The organism is Sphingopyxis sp. sgz302558 (assembly GCF_057220455.1).
This window is the reverse complement of the sequence record NZ_JBXPUZ010000003.1, coordinates 508,649-531,340: the sequence shown is the minus strand read 5'-3', so window position 1 is coordinate 531,340 and position 22,692 is coordinate 508,649. Positions and strand designations below refer to the sequence as shown.

Annotated in this window: 21 protein-coding genes; 12 read left to right on the top strand and 9 right to left on the bottom strand. The window is 63.2% G+C overall.

The window, feature by feature from the left end; all coding sequences use genetic code 11:
- Positions 1-3 precede the first annotated feature (3 nt).
- The 7 genes from AC2TC0_RS13255 to map all read right to left on the bottom strand — a co-directional run bounded on the left by AC2TC0_RS13255 (position 4) and on the right by map (position 8,720).
- A complete protein-coding gene (locus AC2TC0_RS13255; RefSeq protein WP_484717990.1) occupies positions 4-1,446 on the bottom strand; it encodes an NAD(P)-dependent oxidoreductase in 1,443 nt (480 codons plus the stop codon).
- Between the two features lie 160 nt (positions 1,447-1,606).
- Positions 1,607-2,551 carry a complex I NDUFA9 subunit family protein gene (locus AC2TC0_RS13250; RefSeq protein WP_484717989.1) on the bottom strand — a complete coding sequence of 315 codons (945 nt, stop codon included), beginning with the start codon at positions 2,549-2,551 and terminating at the stop codon, positions 1,607-1,609.
- A gap of 52 nt (positions 2,552-2,603) precedes the next feature.
- Positions 2,604-3,383: an alpha/beta fold hydrolase gene (locus AC2TC0_RS13245; protein ID WP_484717988.1), complete on the bottom strand. Its 780-nt coding sequence runs from the start codon at positions 3,381-3,383 to the stop codon at positions 2,604-2,606.
- Positions 3,384-3,521: 138 nt separating this feature from the next.
- Entirely contained in the window at positions 3,522-4,934 is a 1,413-nt protein-coding gene (glnA, locus tag AC2TC0_RS13240) for a type I glutamate--ammonia ligase (RefSeq protein ID WP_484717987.1), read from the bottom strand.
- Between the two features lie 44 nt (positions 4,935-4,978).
- Positions 4,979-5,317, bottom strand: a complete 339-nt coding sequence (locus AC2TC0_RS13235; protein WP_484718136.1) for a P-II family nitrogen regulator — start codon at positions 5,315-5,317, stop codon at positions 4,979-4,981.
- A gap of 325 nt (positions 5,318-5,642) precedes the next feature.
- Positions 5,643-7,814 (bottom strand): PQQ-dependent dehydrogenase, methanol/ethanol family, encoded by a 2,172-nt coding sequence (locus tag AC2TC0_RS13230; RefSeq protein WP_484717986.1) that lies wholly within the window; start codon positions 7,812-7,814, stop codon positions 5,643-5,645.
- 69 nt (positions 7,815-7,883) lie between these two features.
- A complete protein-coding gene (map, locus tag AC2TC0_RS13225; RefSeq protein ID WP_484717985.1) occupies positions 7,884-8,720 on the bottom strand; it encodes a type I methionyl aminopeptidase in 837 nt (278 codons plus the stop codon).
- Positions 8,721-8,895: 175 nt separating this feature from the next.
- Here map and rimP point away from each other — a divergent pair, with 175 nt between their 5' ends.
- The 6 genes from rimP to rbfA are packed head-to-tail and all read left to right on the top strand — an operon-like array spanning position 8,896 to position 15,313.
- Entirely contained in the window at positions 8,896-9,444 is a 549-nt protein-coding gene (rimP, locus tag AC2TC0_RS13220) for a ribosome maturation protein RimP (RefSeq protein WP_484717984.1), read from the top strand.
- Entirely contained in the window at positions 9,444-11,051 is a 1,608-nt protein-coding gene (nusA, locus tag AC2TC0_RS13215; protein WP_484717983.1) for a transcription termination factor NusA, read from the top strand. The genes rimP and nusA overlap by 1 nt, the downstream gene beginning before the upstream one ends.
- Positions 11,032-11,778, top strand: coding sequence for a DUF448 domain-containing protein (locus AC2TC0_RS13210; protein ID WP_484717982.1), 747 nt, complete (start codon positions 11,032-11,034; stop codon positions 11,776-11,778). The genes nusA and AC2TC0_RS13210 overlap by 20 nt, the downstream gene beginning before the upstream one ends.
- Positions 11,779-11,796: 18 nt before the next feature.
- Entirely contained in the window at positions 11,797-14,331 is a 2,535-nt protein-coding gene (gene infB, locus AC2TC0_RS13205) for a translation initiation factor IF-2 (RefSeq protein ID WP_484717981.1), read from the top strand.
- 29 nt (positions 14,332-14,360) lie between these two features.
- A complete protein-coding gene (locus AC2TC0_RS13200) occupies positions 14,361-14,918 on the top strand; it encodes a DUF1697 domain-containing protein (RefSeq protein WP_484717980.1) in 558 nt (185 codons plus the stop codon).
- Positions 14,915-15,313, top strand: a complete 399-nt coding sequence (rbfA, locus tag AC2TC0_RS13195) for a 30S ribosome-binding factor RbfA (protein WP_484717979.1) — start codon at positions 14,915-14,917, stop codon at positions 15,311-15,313. Before AC2TC0_RS13200 ends, rbfA begins: the two co-directional genes overlap by 4 nt.
- Here the strand turns inward: rbfA and AC2TC0_RS13190 are convergent.
- Entirely contained in the window at positions 15,310-16,734 is a 1,425-nt protein-coding gene (locus tag AC2TC0_RS13190) for a WS/DGAT/MGAT family O-acyltransferase (protein ID WP_484717978.1), read from the bottom strand. The two genes, rbfA and AC2TC0_RS13190, sit on opposite strands and share 4 nt — an antisense overlap.
- 75 nt (positions 16,735-16,809) lie before the next feature.
- Positions 16,810-17,001, bottom strand: coding sequence for a hypothetical protein (locus tag AC2TC0_RS13185; protein WP_484717977.1), 192 nt, complete (start codon positions 16,999-17,001; stop codon positions 16,810-16,812).
- Positions 17,002-17,049: 48 nt separating this feature from the next.
- Between AC2TC0_RS13185 and AC2TC0_RS13180 the strand changes: the two genes are divergently transcribed.
- The 6 genes from AC2TC0_RS13180 to pnp all read left to right on the top strand — a co-directional run bounded on the left by AC2TC0_RS13180 (position 17,050) and on the right by pnp (position 22,411).
- Positions 17,050-17,640 (top strand): thymidine kinase, encoded by a 591-nt coding sequence (locus AC2TC0_RS13180; protein ID WP_484717976.1) that lies wholly within the window; start codon positions 17,050-17,052, stop codon positions 17,638-17,640.
- Entirely contained in the window at positions 17,633-18,211 is a 579-nt protein-coding gene (locus AC2TC0_RS13175) for a GNAT family N-acetyltransferase (RefSeq protein WP_484717975.1), read from the top strand. The genes AC2TC0_RS13180 and AC2TC0_RS13175 overlap by 8 nt, the downstream gene beginning before the upstream one ends.
- Positions 18,208-18,618 (top strand): DUF6491 family protein, encoded by a 411-nt coding sequence (locus AC2TC0_RS13170; protein ID WP_484717974.1) that lies wholly within the window; start codon positions 18,208-18,210, stop codon positions 18,616-18,618. The genes AC2TC0_RS13175 and AC2TC0_RS13170 overlap by 4 nt, the downstream gene beginning before the upstream one ends.
- A gap of 31 nt (positions 18,619-18,649) precedes the next feature.
- Entirely contained in the window at positions 18,650-19,606 is a 957-nt protein-coding gene (truB, locus tag AC2TC0_RS13165; RefSeq protein ID WP_484717973.1) for a tRNA pseudouridine(55) synthase TruB, read from the top strand.
- 21 nt (positions 19,607-19,627) lie between these two features.
- Positions 19,628-19,897, top strand: coding sequence for a 30S ribosomal protein S15 (gene rpsO / locus AC2TC0_RS13160; protein WP_484717972.1), 270 nt, complete (start codon positions 19,628-19,630; stop codon positions 19,895-19,897).
- A gap of 165 nt (positions 19,898-20,062) precedes the next feature.
- The gene (gene pnp / locus AC2TC0_RS13155) at positions 20,063-22,411 is read left to right on the top strand and encodes a polyribonucleotide nucleotidyltransferase (protein ID WP_484717971.1); all 2,349 of its coding nucleotides are present in this window, start codon (positions 20,063-20,065) and stop codon (positions 22,409-22,411) included.
- The last annotated feature ends 281 nt before the right edge of the window (positions 22,412-22,692 follow it).

Genomic DNA, 22,692 nt, shown 5'->3' with positions numbered 1-22,692 from the left:
CGGTCAGGCCGCAACCTGCGCGGCGGTTGCACGCGCTTTCAGCCAGCGCTGCATCGTCTCGCTGACATCACGACCATCGCGAATGCCCCAGACAACCAGGCTGGCTCCGCGCACTATGTCACCGGCGGCAAAGACACCGTCAAGGCTGGTCATCATGGTGGCATGATCGACGCGCAAAGTGCCCCAACGTGTTACACTTAAGCCCGGTTCGCCAAACATGTGCGGCAGATCCTCGGCATCAAAGCCCAGCGCCTTGATGACGAGGTCTGCGGGCAGGGAGAATTGCCGTTCAGGGTCGACCTCGGGCGCGCGGCGGCCGGTGACGTCCGGTGCGCCCAGCCGGATGCCATTGGCCCGCACGCCGGTGACCCGCTCGTCGCCCAGCATCGCGGCCGGGGCGGACAGCCAGACAAATTCGACGCCTTCCTCCTCGGCATTGGCGACCTCCCGCTGAGAGCCCGGCATATTGGCGCGGTCACGGCGATAGAGGCATTTGACCGACGCTGCGCCCTGCCGGACCGCCGTGCGGACACAGTCCATCGCGGTATCACCGCCACCAATGACCACAACATGCTTGCCCTTGGCGTCGAGCGCGCCGCTGTCGAAATCGGGCACGCTGTCGCCAAAGCCCTTGCGGTTCGACGCGATCAGATAATCAAGCGCCTCGACCACTCCGGGCAGCGCCACCCCGGGCGCGGCGATGGCGCGCGCCTTATATACGCCGGTGGCGATCAGCACTGCATCATGGCGCTGGCGCAGCTCGGCCAGCGTCGCCTCGCGCCCGACCGCAAACCCCAGCTGAAAGATAATGCCGCCCGCCTCGAGCCGCTCGATGCGGCGCATGACCACCGGCTTTTCCAGCTTGAAACCGGGGATGCCATAGGTCAGCAGCCCGCCCGCGCGGTCGTGGCGGTCATAGACGGTGACTTCATGCCCGGCAGCGCGCAAATATTCCGCCGCTGTCAGCCCCGCTGGCCCGGCGCCGATCACACCGACCGACTGGCCGGTCGCGCGGCCCGGGACAAGCGGCTCGACCCAGCCCTCTTCCCACGCTGTGTCGGTGATATACTTCTCGACGCTGCCGATGGTGACTGCGCCATGGCCGGAAAACTCGATGACGCAATTGCCCTCGCACAGCCGATCCTGCGGACAGATGCGGCCGCAAATCTCGGGCATGGTCGACGTCGCATTGGACAGCTCATAGGCCTCGCGCAGCCGCCCCTCGGCGGTCAGGCGCAGCCAGTCTGGGATATGGTTCTGCAGCGGGCAGTGCACCGAACAATAAGGCACGCCGCATTGCGAGCAGCGTGCCGCCTGCTCATCGGCCTCGGCGGCGGCATAGCGGTTGGCGATCTCCCGGAAATCCTGCGCGCGTGCCTGTGGCTCCCGCTTGTCGGGATAAGCTTGTCCTTGCTGGACGAATTTCAGCATGCGTTCGGCGGCCATCGGCGAAAACCCCTCAATTGGGGAGTTCGCTGGCGCGGCGCAGGCCTTTTGTCACGCGATAAATGCATATTAAGTCAGCAATGCTGACCTAAAATTGACACCAAAGGCGCGATGTCGCCAAATTGCGCAACAATAGAATAATAAAAGGACCGATACGGACCTAGTTCTTGACTATCGCAGCGAAGCGGCCATGGCGGCGATAGGCGACCAGCCATTCGGGCGCGACCGCCTCAAGCGAAGTTGCGGCGATGCCGAGGTCGCCAATGGTCGCTGCGCCGGGTGCAACAACCGTGTCCTTTTGCAACATCAGCCACTGATCCCAGGTAATCGGCGCGCCGGGCAGCCATCCGGTGAAGCGTGCCATCCCCGCTGCCACGGCATCGGGAACGGGCGCGAACAGCGGGTCGCGCCCGATTGCGCGCGCGATCCAGCGGAACAATTCTTCCATCGACAGGATTTGCGGTCCGCCGAGTTCATAAGTGCGCCCTGCTGCCGCATGGTCGGTTAACGCCGCGCGGACCGCACTGGCCACATCGCCGACATAGACCGGCTGGAACTTGGCCGTTCCCGCGACCAGTGGAACGACGGGCGTCATGCGGATCATCCCGGCAAAGCGGTTGATGAACTGGTCCTCGCGCCCGAAGACGGTCGATGGGCGCAAGATGGTCGCGGTCGGCACTGCCGCCAACACCGCGGCTTCGCCAAGCCCCTTGCTGCGGCCATATTCGGCAGGGCTGTTCACATCCGCGCCAATTGCCGACACCTGCACCAGCTGCGTGACGCCCGCATCGCGCGCCGCATTGGCGATATTGGCGGCGCCGCGATGCTGGACCGCCGCCATGTCGCTAAACGCCCCGACCAGATTGACCACGGCATCGCTGCCCGCGACCGCGCGCGCGACCGAAGCCATATCGCGCACATCGACGGCAGCAAACTGCGTCTGCCCCAGATTGCCCAGCGGCTTTAAAAACTCGGCAAGCTTTGGCTGCCGCTGCGCAATGCGCACCCGCGCCCCGGCGCTGAGCAATTGCTGCGCCACATAGCGCCCGACAAATCCGCCCCCGCCGAACAGGGTGATGAGCTGGCCAGAAAGATTGTAAGTCATGCCGCGCGATTAGCAGGAGCGGCCAAGCCTGTCAGCAACCAAGCTAAAGCTATCAGGCGTCAAGCGACAGAAATTCCGCGATATGCGCGTTGAAGGCGGTGGGACGTTCGAAATATGGCGAGTGCCCTGTGCCTGTGATCACCGCCTGCCGTGCATCGGCAAAATGTGGCACCAGCCCGGTGAGCGATTCGGGCGGCCAGATGGGGTCTTCGGCCCCCGACAGCAGCAGCACCGGCGCGGCAATCGCCGCCAGCGCGTCAGGCGATACCAGCAAGTCAGGGTCGAACAGGCGCTGCGCCAGCGCCGCATCCTGTTGCGGGTTAAACGCCCCCACTTCACGATAGAGCAGGGCCATCAGCGGCGCTTCGGCCTCGAACGCCGGGGTCAATCCCATAGACGCCGGTCCGCGCTCGTCCATCTGGGCAAAGGCTGAGGCAAAGGCTGCGAGTCCCGGGGGATGCGCGATGCCCGCTAGCGTGCAACACAGCACCAGCCTGTCAACCAGATCGGGCCGTTCGAGCGCCAGCCGCACTCCGGTCCAGCCGCCGAGCGACTGGCAAATCACATGCGCGCGCGCCGCCCCCGCCGCAGCCAACACAGCCGTCGCTGCGCCGACCATTTCGGCGCGCCAATCGGCCGACACCAACGGATCAGACTGGCCAAAGCCGGGAAGGTCATAGGCGATGACATGATGCATCGGCGCAAAGGCAGAAAATTGCTGCCACCACGCCGCCCGATTGCCTCCGGCGCCGTGAATGAACAACAGGCTGGGCCGCGCCGGGTCTGGCACGCCGCTCGCCGACCAGTGGATCCCGTTCACTTTGCCGTCCATCGCGCTTTTTCCCACTTCGGAGCTCAAGGCGCGGTTGTAGCGCTTGCTACGACACCTGTCGATGGCGTCACTGCGCTGGCAAAAAAAAGGCCCGGACTTACACCCGGGCCTTTCTCTATTTTCTTCAGTAAACGCCGATTAAGCGCTGTAATACATGTCGAACTCAACCGGGCTCGGCGCCATTTCCCAGGCGAAAACCTCTTCCCATTTCAGCTCGATATAGGCTTCGATCTGGTCCTTGGTGAACACGTCGCCCTTCAACAGGAAGTCATGGTCGTCGGCCAGCGCGTTCAGCGCCTCGCGCAAGGAACCGCATACGGTCGGCACTTCTTTCAGTTCCTCGGGCGGCAGGTCATAGAGGTTCTTGTCCATCGCATCGCCGGGATGGATTTTGTTCTGGATGCCGTCGAGCCCCGCCATCAGCAATGCCGCATAGCAGAGATAAGGGTTGGCCATCGCGTCGGGGAAGCGGAACTCGACGCGCTTCGCCTTGGCGCCCGCACCATAGGGGATGCGGCAGCTCGCCGAACGGTTGCGCGACGAATAGGCGAGCAGCACCGGTGCCTCAAACCCCGGCACCAGCCGCTTGTAGCTGTTGGTGGTGGGATTGGTGAAGGCGTTGAGCGCCTTGGCGTGTTTGATAACGCCGCCGATGTAGTAAAGGCACATGTCGGAGAGGCCGGCATAGCCGTTCCCCGCGAACAGCGGCTTGCCCTTTTCCCAGATCGACATGTGCGTGTGCATGCCGCTGCCGTTATCGTCCTTGATCGGCTTGGGCATGAACGTCGCGGTCTTGCCATAGGCGTGCGCGACCTGGTGCACGACATATTTGTAAATCTGCATGCGGTCGGCGGTCTGCGTCAGCGTGCCGAACGTCAGGCCCAGCTCGTGCTGCGCGGCGGCAACCTCGTGATGGTGCTTGTCGCACGGCAGACCCATTTCCAACATGGTCGAAACCATTTCGGCGCGGATGTCGACGGCACTGTCGACCGGCGCGACGGGGAAATAGCCGCCCTTGGCGCGCGGACGGTGGGCGAGGTTGCCGCTTTCATACGAACGCCCGGTGTTCGTTGGCAGTTCGATATCGTCGATCTCGAAGCCCGACTTGTTATAGCCGGTTTCAAAGCGGACATCGTCGAACATGAAGAATTCGGCTTCCGGCCCGACATAGACGGTATCGCCAATCTTGGTTGAGCCCAGATAGGCCTCGGCGCGCTTGGCCGTGGTGCGCGGGTCGCGGGTATAACCTTCGCCGGTCGAAGGTTCGACAATGTCGCAGAAGATGACGAGCATGGGCGTCGCCGAGAAGGGGTCGTCATACACCGCCTCAAGGTCGGGCTTCAGGATCATGTCGCTCTCGTTGATCGCCTTCCACCCGGCGATCGACGACCCGTCGAACATCAACCCGTCTTCAAGCGCGTCTTCATCGATCACGCCGGCGCACATGGTCAGATGCTGCCATTTGCCCTTGGGGTCGGTGAAGCGCAGGTCGACCCACTCAATTTCGTTTTCCTTGATGCGCTTGATAATGTCCTTGGGGCTGGTGGCCATGATATTGCGTCCTTTTCTGCGGTTATTGCGTATGTTCAAAAGGGTTAGATGGCGTCGCCGTCGCGTTCGCCGGTGCGAATGCGCAGCGCGCTTTCGATGGGGATGACGAAAATCTTGCCATCGCCGATGCGGCCGGTCTGGGCGGCGGCGGCGATGGCTTCGACCACCCGCTCCGCCAGACTATCCTCAACGACAACCTCCAGCTTCACCTTGGGCAGGAAATCGACAACATATTCGGCACCGCGATACAGTTCGGTGTGCCCCTTCTGCCGTCCGAATCCCTTGGCTTCGGTCACGGTGATACCGGAAACGCCGACGTCGTGCAGCGCCTCCTTCACCTCGTCGAGCTTGAAGGGTTTGATGATCGCCTCGATTTTCTTCACGCCCTGACCCCTCTCATGGACAGACACGGTGCCGGTTACGCCATTGGCCGGATCGGGCAATCCCCGTCCGGCCCGGTCGATTCGACCCGTCCCCATCGCTATTCCACCAATCAAGACCCGTGCCAATTGTGGAAATCGCGGGCGGGGGGTGCAGGTGTCGGCGCAACCCGCCCCAATCTGCCGCCAGTTTGGGCAACTCCGCCGCAAATATGCTCAAAAAAGCGGCAAGTGTTTTGCGGTCATTGCGAGCGCGGCGAAGCAATCCAGAGCGACTTGTCACTGCTCTGGATTGCTTCGTCGCTACGCTCCTCGCAATGACGAAGCCCTACCGCCCTACTGGCGCCGTCTCGCTGGCCAGATTGGCTTTCGTCCAATTCGACCGTTCGATCACATAGGCGCGCAGCGCTTCGGCGTCGGCGGGCTTGAGGACATTGCCAAAGCCCACCATGCCCCGGCTTTTCAGCGCGCCGCCAATGACCACATCGTTCCAGGCCTCGGAACTGGCCAGCGTGGCCGAGATGCGCAGATCGGGGGTGAAGCCGTTGCCCACCGCGCTATCGCCGTGGCACACGGTGCAATAACGGGTGTAAAAGGCCTTGCCCTGCGCCACCTGAGCCGCCGTCCCGATGCGCGCTGGCGGGGTCCAGTCGATGGCGGTGGCGCGCGGCAGCGCGGGGAGTTGCACGGAACCACCCAATTTCATCACCACGAGCCGCGGAATGTTGGGCACCTTGCGCGTCGCGCCGCCCGCGATACCGGCAACCAGGGGGAATGCCCCGCCCTTGCTGGTCATGAACGCCACATATTGCACGCCCTTTACGCGGAAGGTCGACGGCGCGCTGACGATGCCCGATTGCAGGTCGAGGTCGAGCAATTGCTTGCCCGTGTCGGCCGCATAGGCGCGAAAGCGGCCCAGGCTGGTGCCCTGAAACACCAGATTGCCAGCGGTGGTCAGCGTGCCGCCGTTCCACGACGCGGGATAATCGACACTCCACGCCACCTTGCCCGCGCGCGGATCGAACGCCACCAGCCGCCCGGTGGTCATGGCGACGCCGGCGCGGTGGATCGCCGGATCATCGGGCGCTGCGCCGGCCAGCAGCGACAGGCCGACATTGAAGCCCACTGGCTTGCGCGCATCGAGCGGTCCCTGTTCGGCGATATAGGCCTGCGGGATTTGCATCGCTGGAATGTATACCAGCCCCGTCTTGGGATTATAGCTCATCGGGTGCCAATTGTGCGCCCCCAGCGCGCCGGGGTTGCCGATGAACGGCTTGCCGGTCTTGTAGAAACGCGCTTCGGGATTTTCGATCGGTCGACCCGTTTTCATGTCGTAGCCGCTCGCCCAATTGATACCGTCGACAAAGGGCTTGGCGTCGATCAGCTTGCCGTTTGTGCGGTTGATCGTGAAGAAAAAGCCATTCTTGGGCGCGTGATAGAGGACGGGCGTATCCTTGCCGCCCACCTGCTGCTGCGCCAGAATGATTGGCTGGGTCGCGGTATAATCCCAGGTCTCGGCCGGCGTTTCCTGATAATGCCATTTATAAGCGCCTGTGCTCGCGTCGAGCGCCAGAATCGACGACAGGAACCAATTGTCGCCCTCGCCATTTGATCTTGTGCCGTGGTTCCAAGGGTTGCCATTGCCGACACCAATCAGAATCTGGTCGAGTTTCTGGTCATAGACGATGGCGTCCCACGCGGTGCCGCCGCCGCCCGAGGTCTGCCATTCGCCCTTGTCGGACCAGGTGGCATTGCCCGATTTGGCAAAGATAGCATCGCTCGCCGCGCCGTCCTCTTTCTTGTCAGGATTGGGTGTCGTGTAGAACCGCCAGATCAGCTTGCCGGTGTCGGCGTTATAGGCCGACACATAGCCGCGCACGCCCATCTCTGCCCCGCCATTGCCGATCAGCACCATGTCCTTCACCACGCGCGGCGCGCCGGTGATGGTGTATGGGCGGTCGCGGTCGGTCGTCTGTTCGGACCAGATTTCCTTGCCCGACAAACGGTCAAGCGCGATCAGCCGTCCGTCGATGGTGCCGACGAACAATTTGTCGCCCCACACCGCCACCCCGCGATTCACGACATCGCAGCAGGCGTTGACCGCCTTTTCGCCGGGGACTTCGGGATCATATTTCCACAGCGATTTGCCGGTAGCAGCGTCCCATGCCGAAACCTTTGACCAGGCGTGGGTGACATACATGGTGCCATCGACCACGACCGGGGTCGCTTCTTGGCCGCGCGCGTCATCCAGATCGGCAAACCAGGCGATCCCGAGGCTGCCGACATTGCTATCGTTGATGTCGGTCAGCGGGCTGTGGCGTTGTTCGTCATAAGAAAAGCCGATGGCGCCCCAATTGTCGCCATTGCCGCCGGTCGACAGCAATTTTGCGGTGGCAGCTTCCTGTTCGTCGATCTGCGGCGCGCTTTCGCCGCAACCCGCCACTGCCAACGCCAACGCGCAGCCTAGCGCGGCCGCGCCGCGCTTTGTCCAATTCCCCATAACCCTCTCCCATTTTTATGTGGGGAAAGTGAAACGAAGCAGTGATTCAGGCAAGTGGTGATTTGAAACTCACCATGGCGGGCAGTTCAGGCCCTTTGTGCTCTGCGTGAAAATCTCGGGTGCGCCCTCGGTAATCCCGATGCTGTGCTCGAACTGGGCGGATAGGCCGCGGTCGCGGGTCACCGCCGTCCAACCGTCGTCAAGCACCTTTACCGCTGCCTTGCCGAGGTTGATCATCGGCTCGATCGTGAAGAACATCCCGGGCTTGAGCTCGGGCCCGGTGCCGGGGCGGCCGGCGTGCACCACTTCGGGCGCATCATGGAACAGGCGGCCAAGCCCATGGCCGCAGAAATCTCGGACTACCGAATAACGGTGCCGTTCGGCATGCGTCTGGATGGCGTGCGCGACGTCGCCCATTGTGTTGCCTGCACGTGCCGCTTCAATGCCCAGCATCATGCATTCATAGGTCACCTCGACCAGCCGGCGCGCGCGCAGCGGCACATCGCCGACAAAATACATGCGGCTGGTGTCGCCGTGCCAGCCGTCCAAAATGGTGGTGACATCGATGTTGATGATGTCGCCATCCTTCAGCGGCTTGTCGTTGGGGATGCCGTGGCACACGACGTGGTTGATGCTGGTGCAACAGCTGTGCGTATAGCCGCGGTAGCCCAGCGTCGCGGGCACACCGCCCGCCGCCAGCATGCGTTCGCGCACAAAATCGTCGATCTGCGCGGTGGTCACGCCGGGACGGACAAATTCGGTGAGCGCGTCCAGGATATCCGCCGACACCCGGCCGGCCGCGCGCATGCCCGCAAATCCGGCCGCATCATGCAGCTTGATTGTCCCGTCACGCACGGGCGATGGGGCCAGCGTCTCACCGCCCGCTACTTCGACATAGTTATACATAATCCGCGATATAGGGGCGTAACCGTCAAATGGCGAGAGGGCACTTGCCCTTGCGGCCAGACCGGCCTATATCGTCGTCACTTCTTGACATGGTTAGCCAGTTGGGACGTCGGGGCCGCGGGCCGCGGCGGCCGTTTCTGCTTGGGCTTTCCGGTCGCAAATTGGACAAAGCCGCTTGGTCGATCTCGACGCCCTTACCGCGATCATTGCACCCGAAGCCGACGCGCTCGGCCTGTCGCTGGTGCGCGTTGCTTTCTTTGGCGGCGATAGCGATCCGACGCTGCAGGTAATGGCCGAGCGCCCCGACACGCGCCAGCTGGGCATCGACGATTGCGCCGAACTGTCGCGCCGCATTTCGGACCGTCTCGACGCGCTGGAGGCCGAAGGGCGCGACCCGATCGATGCCGCCTATCGGCTGGAAGTGTCATCGCCGGGCATCGATCGCCCGCTGACGCGACTCGCCGACTTTGCCGACTGGGCGGGGCATGAGGCCAAGATTGCGCTGAAGGAAAAGCGTGACGGCCGCCAGCGGTTTCAGGGCGAGCTTATTGGCATCGACGCGGACGGCGTCATCACTTTGACCGACCGGCAGGGCATGGACCATCGCCTGCCGTTCGCCGATATTGACAGCGCCAAGCTGGTGCTGACCGACAAATTAATTGCCGCAACCGTCCCGCTCTCTGCCGAAGGCGCGGACGAATTTGAAGAAGAAGGACAGGACTGATGGCCACTGCCATTTCCGCCAACAAGGCCGAACTGCTGGCGATTGCCAATAGCGTCGCCACCGAAAAGATGATCGACAAGGCGATCGTCATCGAGGCGATTGAGGAAGCAATCCAGCGCGCCGCGCGTGCCCGCTATGGTGCCGAAAACGACATTCGCGCCAAGCTCGATCCGCAGACCGGCGACTTGCGTTTGTGGCGCGTGGTCGAAGTGGTCGAAGTGGTTGAGGATTATTTCAAACAGGTCGATCTCGCCGCCGGCCAAAAGCTGGAAGCCGGAGCCAAGGTTGGCGACTTCATCGTCGACCCGCTGCCCGCCGTTGACCTTGGCCGCATCGATGCCCAGTCGGCCAAGCAGGTCATTTTCCAAAAAGTGCGCGAAGCCGATCGCGAGCGCCAGTTTGAAGAATATAAGGACCGCACCAGTGAGATTATCACCGGCGTCGTCAAATCGGTCGAGTTCGGGCACATTGTTGTCAATCTGGGCCGCGCCGAAGGCGTCATCCGCCGCGACCAGCAAATCCCGCGCGAATTGATGCGCGTCGGCGACCGCGTCCGCGCCATCATCCTGTCGGTGCGCCGCGAAAACCGCGGCCCCCAGATTTTCCTGAGCCGCGCGCACCCCGATTTCATGAAGAAATTGTTCGCGCAGGAAGTGCCCGAAATTTACGACGGCATCATCGAAATCAAGGCCGCCGCGCGCGATCCGGGCAGCCGTGCCAAGATTGGCGTCATCAGCTATGATGGCAGCATCGACCCCGTCGGCGCCTGCGTCGGCATGAAGGGCAGTCGCGTCCAGGCCGTTGTGCAGGAAATGCAGGGCGAAAAAATCGACATCATTCCCTGGTCCGAAGACACCGCTACTTTCGTTGTCAACGCGCTCCAGCCCGCCACCGTGCAGCGCGTGGTGATCGACGAAGATGATGGCCGCATCGAAGTCGTCGTTCCCGATGATCAGCTAAGCCTCGCTATTGGGCGGCGCGGGCAGAATGTCCGCCTCGCCAGCCAACTGACCGGCAAGCAGATCGACATCATGACCGAAGCCGACGCCAGCGAAAAGCGCCAGCGTGAATTCGTCGAACGTTCGACCATGTTCCAGGAAGAGCTCGACGTCGACGAGACGCTCGCGCAGCTGCTCGTTGCCGAAGGCTTCAGCGAGCTCGAAGAGGTCGGCTATGTCGCACTCGAAGAACTCGCAAGCATCGAAGGTTTTGATGAGGATCTGGCCGAAGAGCTGCAGAGCCGCGCCTTGGAAGCGCTCGAAAAGCGTGAAGCTGCGGCCCGCGAGGAACGCCGTGCCATGGGTGTCGAGGATGCGCTGGCCGATATGCCGCATCTTACTGAAGCCATGCTGGTGACGCTGGGCAAGGCGGGCATCAAGACGCTCGACGACCTCGCTGACCTCGCCACCGACGAGCTGATTGCCAAAAAGCGGCAGGACAACCGCCGCGGCCCGGCGCGCGAACGCACCGAAGACAAGGGCGGTGTGCTCGGCGAATATGGCCTGTCCGAAGAGCAGGGCAACGAGATCATCATGGCCGCGCGCGCGCACTGGTTCGAAGACGAGCCAGCCACTGAGGAGGCCGCCAATGCGGAACCCTCCCAATGATACCGGCATAGGTGACGAGCGCCCCCCGCGCGTCCGGGGGAAGCATGAACCCGAACGCCGCTGCGTTTTGACCGGCGCGGTTGCACCCGCCGAACAGCAGGTGCGCCTGGCGCTTGGACCGGACGGCGACGTGCTGCCCGATGTCCTGGCCAAAGCGCCTGGGCGCGGCGCATGGATCGCGGTCGATCGCGTTGCTCTTGAAACTGCCGTGGCGAAGGGCAAGCTTAAAGGCGCTCTGGCGCGCGCGTTCAAAACCAGCGCTATTTCGATTCCGGCCGATCTTGGCGCGCGGGTGGCCACGGCGCTTCAGCGCGTGACATTGGAACGGCTGGGTCTCGAGGCGCGCGGCGGATATTTGCTGACCGGCAATGAACGCATCGAAACGGCGGCGCGCGCCGGGCAGGTGGCTTTGCTGCTGCACGCCAGCGATGCCGCCGCCGACGGGCGCCGCAAGCTGGCACAGGCTTGGCGTGTCGGCTCTGACCAAGAGGGCAGCGGCGTCCAAGGCGTCATCTTGCCGGTGGACCGCGGCGCGCTGTCTGTGGCATTGGGCCGCGAAAATGCCGTGCATATGGCGTTGACCGACGCCCGGGCGGCCGCGCGCGTACAAGCGTTGCTGGACCGCTGGCAGTTTTATCTGGGATGGGCTAGGGACGCCGCCAATGGCGACCCGGCAAACGAAACGGGCGCGGATGCTGTTGCATCCGCCGATGGACATGATTTTTGAAGGATAAGTGGGTTTTCGATGAGTGACGAACAGGACAAGCCGACCTTGACGCGCAAGCCGCTGGGGCTGAAGCGCACGGTTGAGGCTGGCCAGGTGCAACAGCAATTCAGCCACGGCCGCCGCAACACTGTGGTGGTTGAAGTCAAGCGGCGCCGTTTGATCGGCCGCCCCGGCGAAGCTGCGCCCGAAGTTGAGGTTGCACCCGAACCCGCGCCGGCTCCCGCCCCCGCGCCGGTTGCCAAGCCTGCCCCCGTTGCCCCGCGCCAGAGCGAGGCGAGCAGCCTGATGTCGCGGCAGGAACGGCAAGCGCAATTGCTGCGCGAGGCCGAAGAAGCCCGGCTTGCCGCGCTGGAAGACGCGCGCCGCCGCGAAGAGCAGGAGCGCGCTCGCCAGCAAGAGCAAGAGCGCGCCCGCGCCGAACAGCGCAGCGAGGCACCTGCGCCGGTTGCCGAAGTGCCCGCAACCGCAAATGCCGTCGATTCGGCTGAGCCTGAGGTTCCGGTCGCTCGTGACGATGCCGATGCCGACGCCGGTGACGATGCCGCTGCGACGCCGACCCCGGCGCCGCGTCGCTTTACGCCGGTTGCCGCGCCCAAGCGCCCAGAACCCAAGCCCGCGAAGCCGCAGGGCGAGCGCAAAGGCGCGGGCGACAGCCGTCGCCAGTCCGGCAAGCTGACCGTCAGCCGCGCGCTGAACGAGGACGAAGGCGCCCGCGCGCGCAGCCTTGCTGCGCTGAAGCGCGCCCGCGAAAAGGAAAAGCGCGCGCATATGGGCCACAGCGGCCCGCGCGAGAAGCAGGTGCGCGAAGTCGTGGTCCCTGACGCCATTACCATTCAGGAACTCGCCAACCGTATGGCCGAAAAGGGCAGCGATCTGGTGAAGGCGTTGTTCAAAATGGGCGTGATGGTCACCATCAACGAAACCATCGACCACGACACTGCCGAACTGCTGGTGACCGAATTCGGCCATGAAGTGAAGCGCGTCAGCGAAGCCGATGTTGATATCGATACCGACGCCGATGTCGATGCGCCCGAAACGCTGCGCCAGCGCGCGCCGGTGGTCACCATCATGGGCCATGTCGACCATGGTAAGACCAGCCTGCTCGATGCCCTGCGCGGCGCGAACGTTGTCGCGGGCGAAGCTGGCGGCATTACCCAGCATATCGGCGCTTATCAGGTGAAGACGCCGGACGGCGCCTTGGTCACCTTCCTCGATACGCCGGGCCACGAAGCCTTTACCGATATGCGCGCACGCGGTGCCAATGTCACCGACATTGCCATTTTGGTGGTCGCCGCCGACGACGGCATCAAGCCGCAGACGATCGAATCGATCAACCATGCCAAGGCAGCAGGCGTTCCGATGATCATCGCGATCAACAAGGTCGACAAGGATGGCGCCAACCCGCAGCGCGTGCGCGAACGCCTGCTCGAACATGAAATCATGGTCGAAAAAATGGGCGGCGAAGTGCAGGATGTCGAAGTGTCGGCGCTCAAGAAAACCGGCCTCGACACGCTGCTCGACGCTATCGCGTTGCAGGCCGAAATCATGGAGCTCAAGGCCAATCCCGACCGCGCTGCCGAAGGCACGGTAATCGAAGCCAAGCTCGACAAGGGCCGCGGTCCGGTGGCGACCATATTGGTGCGTCGCGGCACGCTGAAGGTCGGCGACATTTTCGTGTGCGGCGCGGAAAGCGGGCGCGTGCGTGCGCTGATCAACGACAAGGGTCAGCAAATCAAGGAAGCGGTGCCTTCAATGCCGGTCGAGGTGCTGGGCCTGGGCGGTGTGCCGATGGCGGGCGACACGCTCACCGTCGTGGAAAATGAGGCGCGCGCGCGCGAAGTGGCGGCCTATCGCCACGAAACCGCGCTGCGCCAGCGCACGACGCAGGCCCCGGTCAGCTTGGAGGGCATGTTCAGTGCTTTGGCGGATAAGGCCAAGGTCATCGAATGGCCGGTCGTCATCCGCGCCGATGTCCAGGGGTCAACCGAAGCTATCGTCAACGCCCTCAACCGCCTGTCGACCGACGAAATCCGCGTACGCGTGCTCTCCTCGGGCGTCGGTGCGATTACCGAAAGCGACATGACGCTCGCTGCGGCGACCGGTGCGCCGATCATCGGCTTCAATGTCCGCCCCAATGCGAAAGCGCGCGAACTGGCCAACCGCGACAAGGTGCGCTTCCTTTACTACGACGTCATCTATCACCTCACCGAAGCGGTGGCGAAGGAGATGGCAGGCGAGCTTGGCCCCGAACGCATCGAAACTGTCGTCGGCCGCGCCGAAGTGCGCGAGGTTTTCCCGGCGGGCAAGCGCGACAAGGCGGCAGGTTTGCTGGTGCTGGAAGGCAGCATCAAAAAGGGCCTGTTCGCGCGCCTCACGCGCGAAGATGTCATCGTCTCGGCGACCACCATCGCATCGCTGCGCCGCTTCAAGGACAATGTCGACGAAGTCCGCGCGGGCCTCGAATGCGGCGTCGTGCTGGCGGATACCAACGACATCAAGGCTGGCGACATGCTGGAAGTGTTCGAGGTCGAGGAACGCGAACGGACGTTGTGATCTGGCGCTGATCGGAAGGGGCAGGGAGCATGCCGCGCTATGTCGCGCTGCTCGGCAGCGTCAATGTCGGGCGCAACCGGGTGACGATGGCCGAGCTGCGCCGCGCGTTCGAAGGCGAGGGGCTGAGCAACGTTGAAACCGTTGTCGCTAGCGGCAATGTGTTGTTCGATCATGATGCGCGCCCCACCGACGGGCTGGGCGAGAAGCTGGGCGCGCTGATGCTCGACCATTTTGGCTTCACCAGCACCGCCCTTGTGCGCAGCCGCGACGAGCTGGCGGCTGCGCTGGCGGGCAATCCCTTTGCCAGCGATGGCGCGCCCAATCTGGTCCACACGATGTTCCTGACGGCGCAGCCGACGGCGGCGCAGTTCGACGCGATGGTGCTGCGCTATTCAGGGCGCGGGCCCGAGCGCATGGCGCTGGGGGATCGCGCACTGCATATCGACTATGTCGCTGGCGCGGGGCAAAGCACGCTGACGGGAGCGTTCATCGAACGGCAGTTGCAGTGCAAGGGCACCGCGCGCAATATCCGCTCTATTGCGCGGATAATCGCGAAGCTGGATGAACAGGAAGGGGCGGGCGCATGAAGAAAGAAACGCCCGCTGGCCCATCCGTCCGCGTGCTGCGCGTCGGCGAACAAGTGCGCCATATCCTGTCCGACATTTTAATGCGCGGCGACGTCCATGATGATGTGCTAACTGCGCATCCGGTCAGCGTCACCGAAGTGCGCATGTCGCCCGACCTGCGCCACGCCACCGTTTTCGTGAAACCGTTGCTGGGCAAGGATGAGGAAGCGGTGCTGAAGGCGCTGCGCACCAACACCGCTTACCTGCAAAAGACTGTCGCGGCGAAAGTGCGGATGAAATATGCCGCAAAGCTGAAATTCCTCGCCGACGATAGCTTCGATGAGGCGAGCCATATCGATGCGTTGCTGCGCGATCCCAAAGTCGCGCGCGATCTGGAGAGCGGCGAGGGCGACTAGCGCTTGGGCGGCTTGATACCCGCCGCTTTCTCCAGCTCCACCAGCGCATCTTCCAGATAGTCGATCATCCGCTGGGCATGCGGCACGCTACGACGGCAGGCGGTGATGCCGAAATCGATATTTTTGTAATTCGACACCTGGGTGATGTTCATCGCCATGCCATCCACAGGAATGCTGGCGGGATACATGCCATCCAGCCGCGCGCCGTTCCAATACATTTGCTCGCGCGGGCCCGGCACGTTGGAAATGGTGGCGCTATAGGCCGGAAAACGGTCGGCGGTTCGGGTGAGCGCGGTCAGCATCATCGGCAGGCTGGTGATGGCGGTGTACAGCTGGATCTGGCTGGCGGTCATGGCGCGCAGCTGTGCCTTCGCTGCGTTCATCGATGCCTGGATCACCGCCATGCGCTCGGCGGGATCGTCGATGTGTGTGGCGAGGTTGGCCGTGACCGCCGCGACCGAATTGCCCGAATCAATGTCGTCGGCCGGGCGGATTGACACCGGGGCCATGGCTTTGAGGGGCTTGTCGGGCAGTTCGTTTAGCGACTGCAGATATTTGCGCATCGCGCCCGCGCACATGCCCAGCACCGCATCGTTGATGGTCCCGTCATAGGCCTTGCCCATGGCGCGCACGCGATCGAGCGACCAGCTTTGCGCGACAAAACGCCGCGCGCCGGTGATGTTCCGGTTGAAGCTGGTGCGCGGCAACCCGGCAAAGGGGGTTGCCAGCCCGTCGCCGCCCAGTCCAAGCATGGCGGCGGTGTATTGGTTCAGCGCCTTGGTCACGCCGACGCTGTTCCCCCATTGCTCCTTCAGGAAATCGCCAATCGCCTTGATGTCGGTGAGGTCGGGGCGCGGTGGCTTTTTAGGCGGCGGGAAACGGCGCTTATAGGCCTCATAGGCCTCGACCGACAGCGGTGACGAAGCGCGGCGTTCGGCAGGGTCGTTGGACAACATGGAATTGGTGAAATGGATGGTCGCCGCTCCGTCCATCAGCGCATGGTGGATTTTGGTATAGGTCGCGATCTGCCGGTTCGGCAGACCCGAGATGAGCGTGATTTCCCACAAGGGCCGCGTCCGGTCGAGCAGCCCCGAGTGCAACCGTGAGGCCAGCTCGAACATTTCGCGGTAGCGCCCTGGCTTGGGTAGCGCGGCAGCGCGGACATGATAATGCATATCGATGTCGCGGTCGGGTTCCAGCCGGATCGGGCCGTACTGGCCAAAGGGGGTCAGCTTAAGCACTTCGGAAAAAGGGCGGCGAATGCCCTGCGGCTGGCGCAGCAGGTCAGGCTGTTCGTTCAGCCATTCGGCCTCATCGACGCCCTCAGGCAGCGTGTACAAATTGATGCCGCCGACGTGCATCGGCGTTTCGCGCGTCTCGCTCATCAGAAACATTGCGTCGGTAACCGGCATCAGCCGCATGGTCCGCCCCCGCTATATTGTTTTTGTTATCGCCAGCATGGCAGTGCAGCGGGGCGAGTCAAGTTTGCCGCAGGATTACCTGGGCACCAGCTTGACGGCACCACTGACCGCCGGAAAGCTCGCGGTGCGCCTGCCAAAGCCCAGAAACGACACTTTGGCGGCAACATCGCTCGCGACGGGGTCGACGCGGTTGCCCAATATCGCTGACGGAGCGGCGAGCAGAAGCGCGGCAATCAACTCCGTGTTGGCGACCAGCGTCAACGCCATGGTCCCTCCCCTATGCAAGCGCCGCCATGTCTGTTTATGACGCCACCCATGGCAAAGCTGTACTTCTACTACGCCAGCATGAACGCGGGAAAATCAACGACGTTGTTGCAGGCCGATTTCAACTATCGCGAGCGCGGGATGGCGACGATGCTGTGGACCGCCGCGCTCGACAATCGTTACGATGTCGGCGCGGTGACCAGCCGCATCGGGCTGAGCGCCAGCGCCCATAAGTTCGACCCGGATACGGATATCCGCACGGCGGTGATGGCCGAGCATGGTGCGCGCCCGCTCGCCTGCGTGCTGGTGGACGAGGCGCAATTCCTGTCGCGCGACCAGGTGCTCGATCTGGCGCGCCTGGCCGATGAGGATGATATTCCGGTCGTCTGCTATGGCCTGCGCACCGACTTCGCCGCCCAGCTTTTTCCGGGCTCGGCGGCGCTGCTGGGGATCGCCGACACGCTGGTCGAGCTCAAGGGCGTGTGCGAATGCGGCCGCAAGGCAACCATGAACCTGCGCGTCGATGCCAGCGGCCGCGCTGTGCTCGACGGCGCACAGACCGAAGTGGGCGGCAACGACCGCTATGTTGCGCTGTGCCGCAAACATTTCATGGCCGCGCGCCGGGCGGCCGGCGATGCGTGAGGCGCTTTATGTCGAATTGCGCGATGCTGATCTGCTGCTGGAAAGACTGAATGATCGGCATCGCGAGGGGCTGCGCGCCGCTTGCGCGGCCGATAGCGAAATCTGGGCCATCTATTCGTCCAACTTCGGCCCCGACAATTTCGATGCGGCATTTGGCGCACTAATCGGGCACGAACATCGCATGCCCTATGCGATCATGCTGGGCGGGGCGGTGGTTGGCATGACCGCTTGGCTGCGCCCCGACTGGTCGGCGCAAACGGTGGAACTGGGCAACAGTTACCTCCGCCCCGATGCACGCGGCACGGGCCTGAACGGACGGATCAAGCGGTTGATGCTGGACCATGCCTTCGCGGTCGGCATCCGCCGCATCGAATTCCGCATCGACGAACGCAATGCGCGCAGCCAGGCGGCGGTGCGCAAGCTGGGCGGGGTCAAGGAAGGCGTGCTGCGCGCTGAGCGGATCACGTGGACCGGGCATGTGCGCGATACCGGGCTGTTCTCAATATTGGCCGACGAGCGGTACTGCTCTTCAGCATTGGTTCAGGACGCGTTTGACAAGAAATCATCATGAGATTCGCCTCCGCCCTCGCGCTCGCCGCTTTACCGTTGGCCCTTGCTGCCGAAGAAGCCCCCCAACGCGAAGTAGGCGTCGAAGGCGAAATCAGCTTCCCCGCGCTGGGCGGCATCCGCAATTTTCGCGCCGACAGCGATCGTGGCGTGTGGCTGGAGGACCGCCAGCGCAACTGGTATTATGCCAGCTTCCTTGGCACCTGCCCCGAGATCCGCTTCGCGCAAGGGATTGGCATCGACACGCGCGGGTCGGCGCGGTTCGACAAATACAGCAAGATCCTGGTGCGCGGCAATGTGTGCGCCATCGTGACGTTGGTGACGGCTGACAAGCCGCTGTCCGAACGCGAGCAGCGCAAGCTGCGCAAACAGGCCGAGGCGGAACTCAAGGCGGAAGCCGCCGCGAATTGACAAGCGTTCGCCTGCCCCGCACGGCAGGCACGTGAACGGCTGGATCATCCTGGACAAACCGCTGGGCCTGGGCTCGACGCAGGCCGTCGCGGCGGTGAAGCGCGTCTGCCGCGAGGCGGGGCTGGGCAAGGTCAAGGTCGGGCATGGGGGCACGCTCGACCCGCTGGCAACCGGGGTGCTGCCGATTGCAGTTGGCGAGGCGACCAAGCTGACCGGGCGCATGCTTGATGCCAGCAAGGTCTATGACTTTACCATCGCCTTCGGGGCCGAGACTGATGGACTCGATGCCGAAGGGGCGGTGATCGCGACCAGCGACGTGCGACCGACGTTGGCAGACGTCGAAGGCGTGCTGCCGCGCTTTACCGGACTGATTGAACAGGTGCCTCCCGCTTATTCTGCCATCAAGATTGACGGCAAGCGCGCCTATGATCGGGCGCGGGCGGGCGAGGATATCGCGATAAAGGCGCGACAGGTAATGGTGTATTCGCTCTCCCCCGGCCCCTTCAGGGAAGGGGCCGGGGGTGGGGTCATTCCTTCTGACCCTGTGGCTACCGACATACCCCACCCCAACCGGGAGGGGCTCAATAACATCGCCCTCACCGCCCACGTCAGCAAGGGCACCTATATCCGCTCCCTTGCCCGCGACATTGCCCGTGCGCTCGGCACCGTTGGCCATGTCGCCATGCTGCGCCGCACCCGTGCCGGGCCTTTCATGCTCGATCAGGCGATTTCGCTGGACAAATTGAACGCTTTCGGCCAAGGGGCCGCACATTCAGATGTATTTCTGCCGCTGGAGGCAGGGCTGGTCGACATCCCGGCTCTGATCCTTTCCCCGGAAGCGGCAGGGGCGGTCCGACAGGGGCGCGTTCTGACCGGGGTTGCCACGGACGACGGGCTATATTGGGCGCATGCGGGCGATTTCGTGCCGCTGGCGCTGGTAAGCCTTTCAGCGGGTACGCTGACGGTCGCGCGTGGTTTCAATTTGTAAGATGTTCGAAGGAAAGTATAAATGTCGATTACCGCCGAGCGCAAAGCCGAAGTCATTGCTGAATATGCCCGCGAAAAGGGCGATACGGGTTCGCCCGAAGTGCAGGTCGCCATTCTGACCGACCGCATCAACACGCTGACCGACCATTTCAAGGGTCACCACAAGGATAACCACAGCCGCCGCGGCCTGCTGATGATGGTCAACAAGCGGCGCTCGCTGCTCGACTATCTGAAAAAGAAGGACGAAGCGCGCTATACCGATTTGATTGCGAAGCTCGGGCTTCGTAAGTAATCTCGCGAAGGCGGCCCCGTTGCGGGCCGCTTTTTGCTTGGGGCGACCCCGCATCCGGCGGGTCCGCCACGGGGCGATTGAAGAGCCCCGCACCGCACCGGGCCGGTCTGCCTGGAACAAGAGAGGCCCCGCCCGGCATAGGGCCCGGCGGGCAAAGGAAAACACATGTTTGATGTAAAGACTGTATCGATCGAGTGGGGCGGTGAGACGCTGACCCTCGAAACGGGCAAGGTTGCCCGTCAGGCCGACGGCGCGGTGATCGCGACGCTAGGCGAAACCGTGGTGCTGTGCGCTGTCACCGCCGCCAAATCGGTCAAGGATGGACAGGATTTCTTCCCGCTGACCGTCCATTATCAAGAAAAATATTCGGCTGCCGGGCGCATCCCGGGCGGCTTTTTCAAGCGCGAACGCGGCGCGACCGAAAAGGAAACGTTGGTCAGCCGTCTGATCGACCGTCCGATCCGCCCGCTGTTCCCCGAAGGCTTCTATAACGAGATCAATGCCATCGCTCAGGTGCTGAGCTATGACGGGTCGAACGAACCCGATATTCTCGCCATGGTGGCAGCCTCGGCGGCGCTGACCATTTCGGGCGTACCCTTCATGGGCCCGATCGGCGCGGCGCGCGTCGGTTATGTTGACGGCGAATATATCCTTAACCCCACCGACGAACAGGTCGCCGAAGGCCAGCTCGATCTGGTCGTCGCCGCAACGCACGACGCGGTGATGATGGTCGAATCTGAAGCCAAGGAGCTGTCGGAAGAAATTATGCTCGGCGCGGTCATGTTCGCGCACGATGCCTGCCGCGAAGTCGTGAAGGCGATTGTGAAGCTGGCCGAACAGGCTGCCAAGGATCCTTGGGACGTCGACGCCGGCACCGACAATGGCGCGCTGAAGGACAAGCTTAAGAAGCTGATCGGCAAGGACATTGCCGCCGCCTATAAGCTGACCGACAAATCGGCGCGTTCCAACGCGCTGAATGCCGCGCGCGACAAGGCCAAGGCGATGCTCGCCGACGATGGCGCTGATCCGCAAACGGTGATGGCCGGCATCAAGCTGACCAAGAAGCTGGAAGCCGAAATCGTCCGCGGCGACATCATCAAGACCGGCAAGCGCATCGATGGTCGCACCACGACGCAAATCCGTCCGATCGTCGCCGAAACCCACTTCCTGCCCCGTGCGCACGGTTCGGCGCTGTTCACGCGCGGCGAAACGCAGACCATCGCGACTTGCACGCTCGGCACCAAGGAAGCCGAACAGATGATCGATGGCCTCACTGGCCTGAAGTACGAACATTTCATGCTGCACTATAATTTCCCGCCCTATTCGGTCGGTGAAGTTGGCCGCTTTGGCGCGCCGTCGCGCCGCGATGTTGGCCATGGCAAGCTCGCCTGGCGCGCGCTGCACGCCGTGCTGCCGAAGAAAGAGGATTTCCCCTATACCATCCGCCTGACGAGCGACATTACCGAGAGCAACGGGTCGTCGTCGATGGCGTCGGTGTGTGGTGGCAGCCTCGCTATGATGGATGCGGGTGTACCGATATCGCGTCCGGTGTCGGGCATCGCCATGGGCCTGATTTTGGAAGGCAAGGATTTCGCGATCCTGTCCGACATTTTGGGTGACGAGGATCACCTCGGCGACATGGATTTCAAGGTGGCGGGCACGTCCGAAGGCATCACCACGATGCAGATGGACATCAAGATTGCCGGCATCACCCGCGAGATCTTTGAAGCGGCGTTGAACCAGGCCAAGGAAGGCCGCGCGCACATCTTGGGCGAAATGGCGAAAGCGCTCAATGAAACGCGCAGCGAGCTGTCGGCGCACGCCCCGCGCATCGAGACGATCAACATCGACAAGTCGAAGATCCGCGATGTTATCGGTACCGGCGGCAAGGTGATCCGCGAGATTGTTGCGACCACCGGTGCCAAGGTCGACATCGACGATGAAGGCATCATCAAAATCTCGTCGTCGGACCTGTCGCAGATCGAAGCCGCCAAGCAGTGGATCCTCGGCATTGTCGAGGAAGCCGAGGTCGGCAAAATCTACAATGGTAAGGTCGTCAACCTCGTCGATTTCGGTGCGTTCGTGAATTTCATGGGCGGCAAGGACGGGCTCGTCCACGTCTCCGAAATCCGCAACGAACGCACCGAGAAGGTCAGCGACGTCCTGAGCGAAGGTCAGGACGTCAAGGTCAAGGTGCTGGAGATTGACCAGCGCGGCAAGGTGCGCCTGTCGATGCGCGTCGTTGATCAGGAAACCGGCGAAGAGCTGGAAGATACCCGCCCGCCGCGCGAGCCGCGTGAAGGTGGTGATCGTCCGCGCGGTGATCGTGGTCCGCGCCGTGACGGCGGTGACCGCGGCGATCGTGGCCCGCGTGGTGGCGGCGGTCGTGACCGTGATCGCGGCCCGCGCCGCGACGGTGGCGGTGACCGCGCTGAGCGCGCTCCGCGCCGCGAACGCAGCGACGATGGTCCGGTCGACGAAGGTCATCTGCCCGGCTTCCTGAAAGCCGACTGAGACCTCAAAAATTTACGCAAGCAAAGGGCTCCGCACGCACGTGCGGGGCCCTTTTTGTTGCGATAGTCGCTCCAGGAGCAACGGCGGCGACATGCCAGTGCTGCCCGCCGCGATGGAAAGGGGGACGAAAATATCTCCTATCCCTGATTTGCACCGGTCCGCTGCCGCCGCAGTCGCTACCAATGGGCCACAAGTTGCGTGCTGCCGGCATACAAATGCACAGCCTGTTCTATCCGGCGGACCGCCGCCGGGCGGCAGGCGCTGGACCGAACGGTGGCATG

Bases quoted from the DNA above. Each gene is read 5' to 3' on its own strand.
- AC2TC0_RS13255 (WP_484717990.1), bottom strand. From the start codon at position 1,446: ATGGCCGCCGAACGCATGCTGAAATTCGTCCAGCAAGGACAAGCTTAT.
- AC2TC0_RS13250 (WP_484717989.1), bottom strand. From the start codon at position 2,551: ATGACTTACAATCTTTCTGGCCAGCTCATCACCCTGTTCGGCGGGGGC.
- AC2TC0_RS13245 (WP_484717988.1), bottom strand. From the start codon at position 3,383: ATGGACGGCAAAGTGAACGGGATCCACTGGTCGGCGAGCGGCGTGCCA.
- glnA (WP_484717987.1), bottom strand. From the start codon at position 4,934: ATGGCCACCAGCCCCAAGGACATTATCAAGCGCATCAAGGAAAACGAA.
- AC2TC0_RS13230 (WP_484717986.1), bottom strand. From the start codon at position 7,814: ATGGGGAATTGGACAAAGCGCGGCGCGGCCGCGCTAGGCTGCGCGTTG.
- map (WP_484717985.1), bottom strand. From the start codon at position 8,720: ATGTATAACTATGTCGAAGTAGCGGGCGGTGAGACGCTGGCCCCATCG.
- nusA (WP_484717983.1), top strand. From the start codon at position 9,444: ATGGCCACTGCCATTTCCGCCAACAAGGCCGAACTGCTGGCGATTGCC.
- AC2TC0_RS13210 (WP_484717982.1), top strand. From the start codon at position 11,032: ATGCGGAACCCTCCCAATGATACCGGCATAGGTGACGAGCGCCCCCCG.
- infB (WP_484717981.1), top strand. From the start codon at position 11,797: ATGAGTGACGAACAGGACAAGCCGACCTTGACGCGCAAGCCGCTGGGG.
- AC2TC0_RS13200 (WP_484717980.1), top strand. From the start codon at position 14,361: ATGCCGCGCTATGTCGCGCTGCTCGGCAGCGTCAATGTCGGGCGCAAC.
- rbfA (WP_484717979.1), top strand. From the start codon at position 14,915: ATGAAGAAAGAAACGCCCGCTGGCCCATCCGTCCGCGTGCTGCGCGTC.
- AC2TC0_RS13190 (WP_484717978.1), bottom strand. From the start codon at position 16,734: ATGCGGCTGATGCCGGTTACCGACGCAATGTTTCTGATGAGCGAGACG.
- AC2TC0_RS13185 (WP_484717977.1), bottom strand. From the start codon at position 17,001: ATGGCGTTGACGCTGGTCGCCAACACGGAGTTGATTGCCGCGCTTCTG.
- AC2TC0_RS13180 (WP_484717976.1), top strand. From the start codon at position 17,050: ATGGCAAAGCTGTACTTCTACTACGCCAGCATGAACGCGGGAAAATCA.
- AC2TC0_RS13175 (WP_484717975.1), top strand. From the start codon at position 17,633: ATGCGTGAGGCGCTTTATGTCGAATTGCGCGATGCTGATCTGCTGCTG.
- AC2TC0_RS13170 (WP_484717974.1), top strand. From the start codon at position 18,208: ATGAGATTCGCCTCCGCCCTCGCGCTCGCCGCTTTACCGTTGGCCCTT.
- rpsO (WP_484717972.1), top strand. From the start codon at position 19,628: ATGTCGATTACCGCCGAGCGCAAAGCCGAAGTCATTGCTGAATATGCC.
- pnp (WP_484717971.1), top strand. From the start codon at position 20,063: ATGTTTGATGTAAAGACTGTATCGATCGAGTGGGGCGGTGAGACGCTG.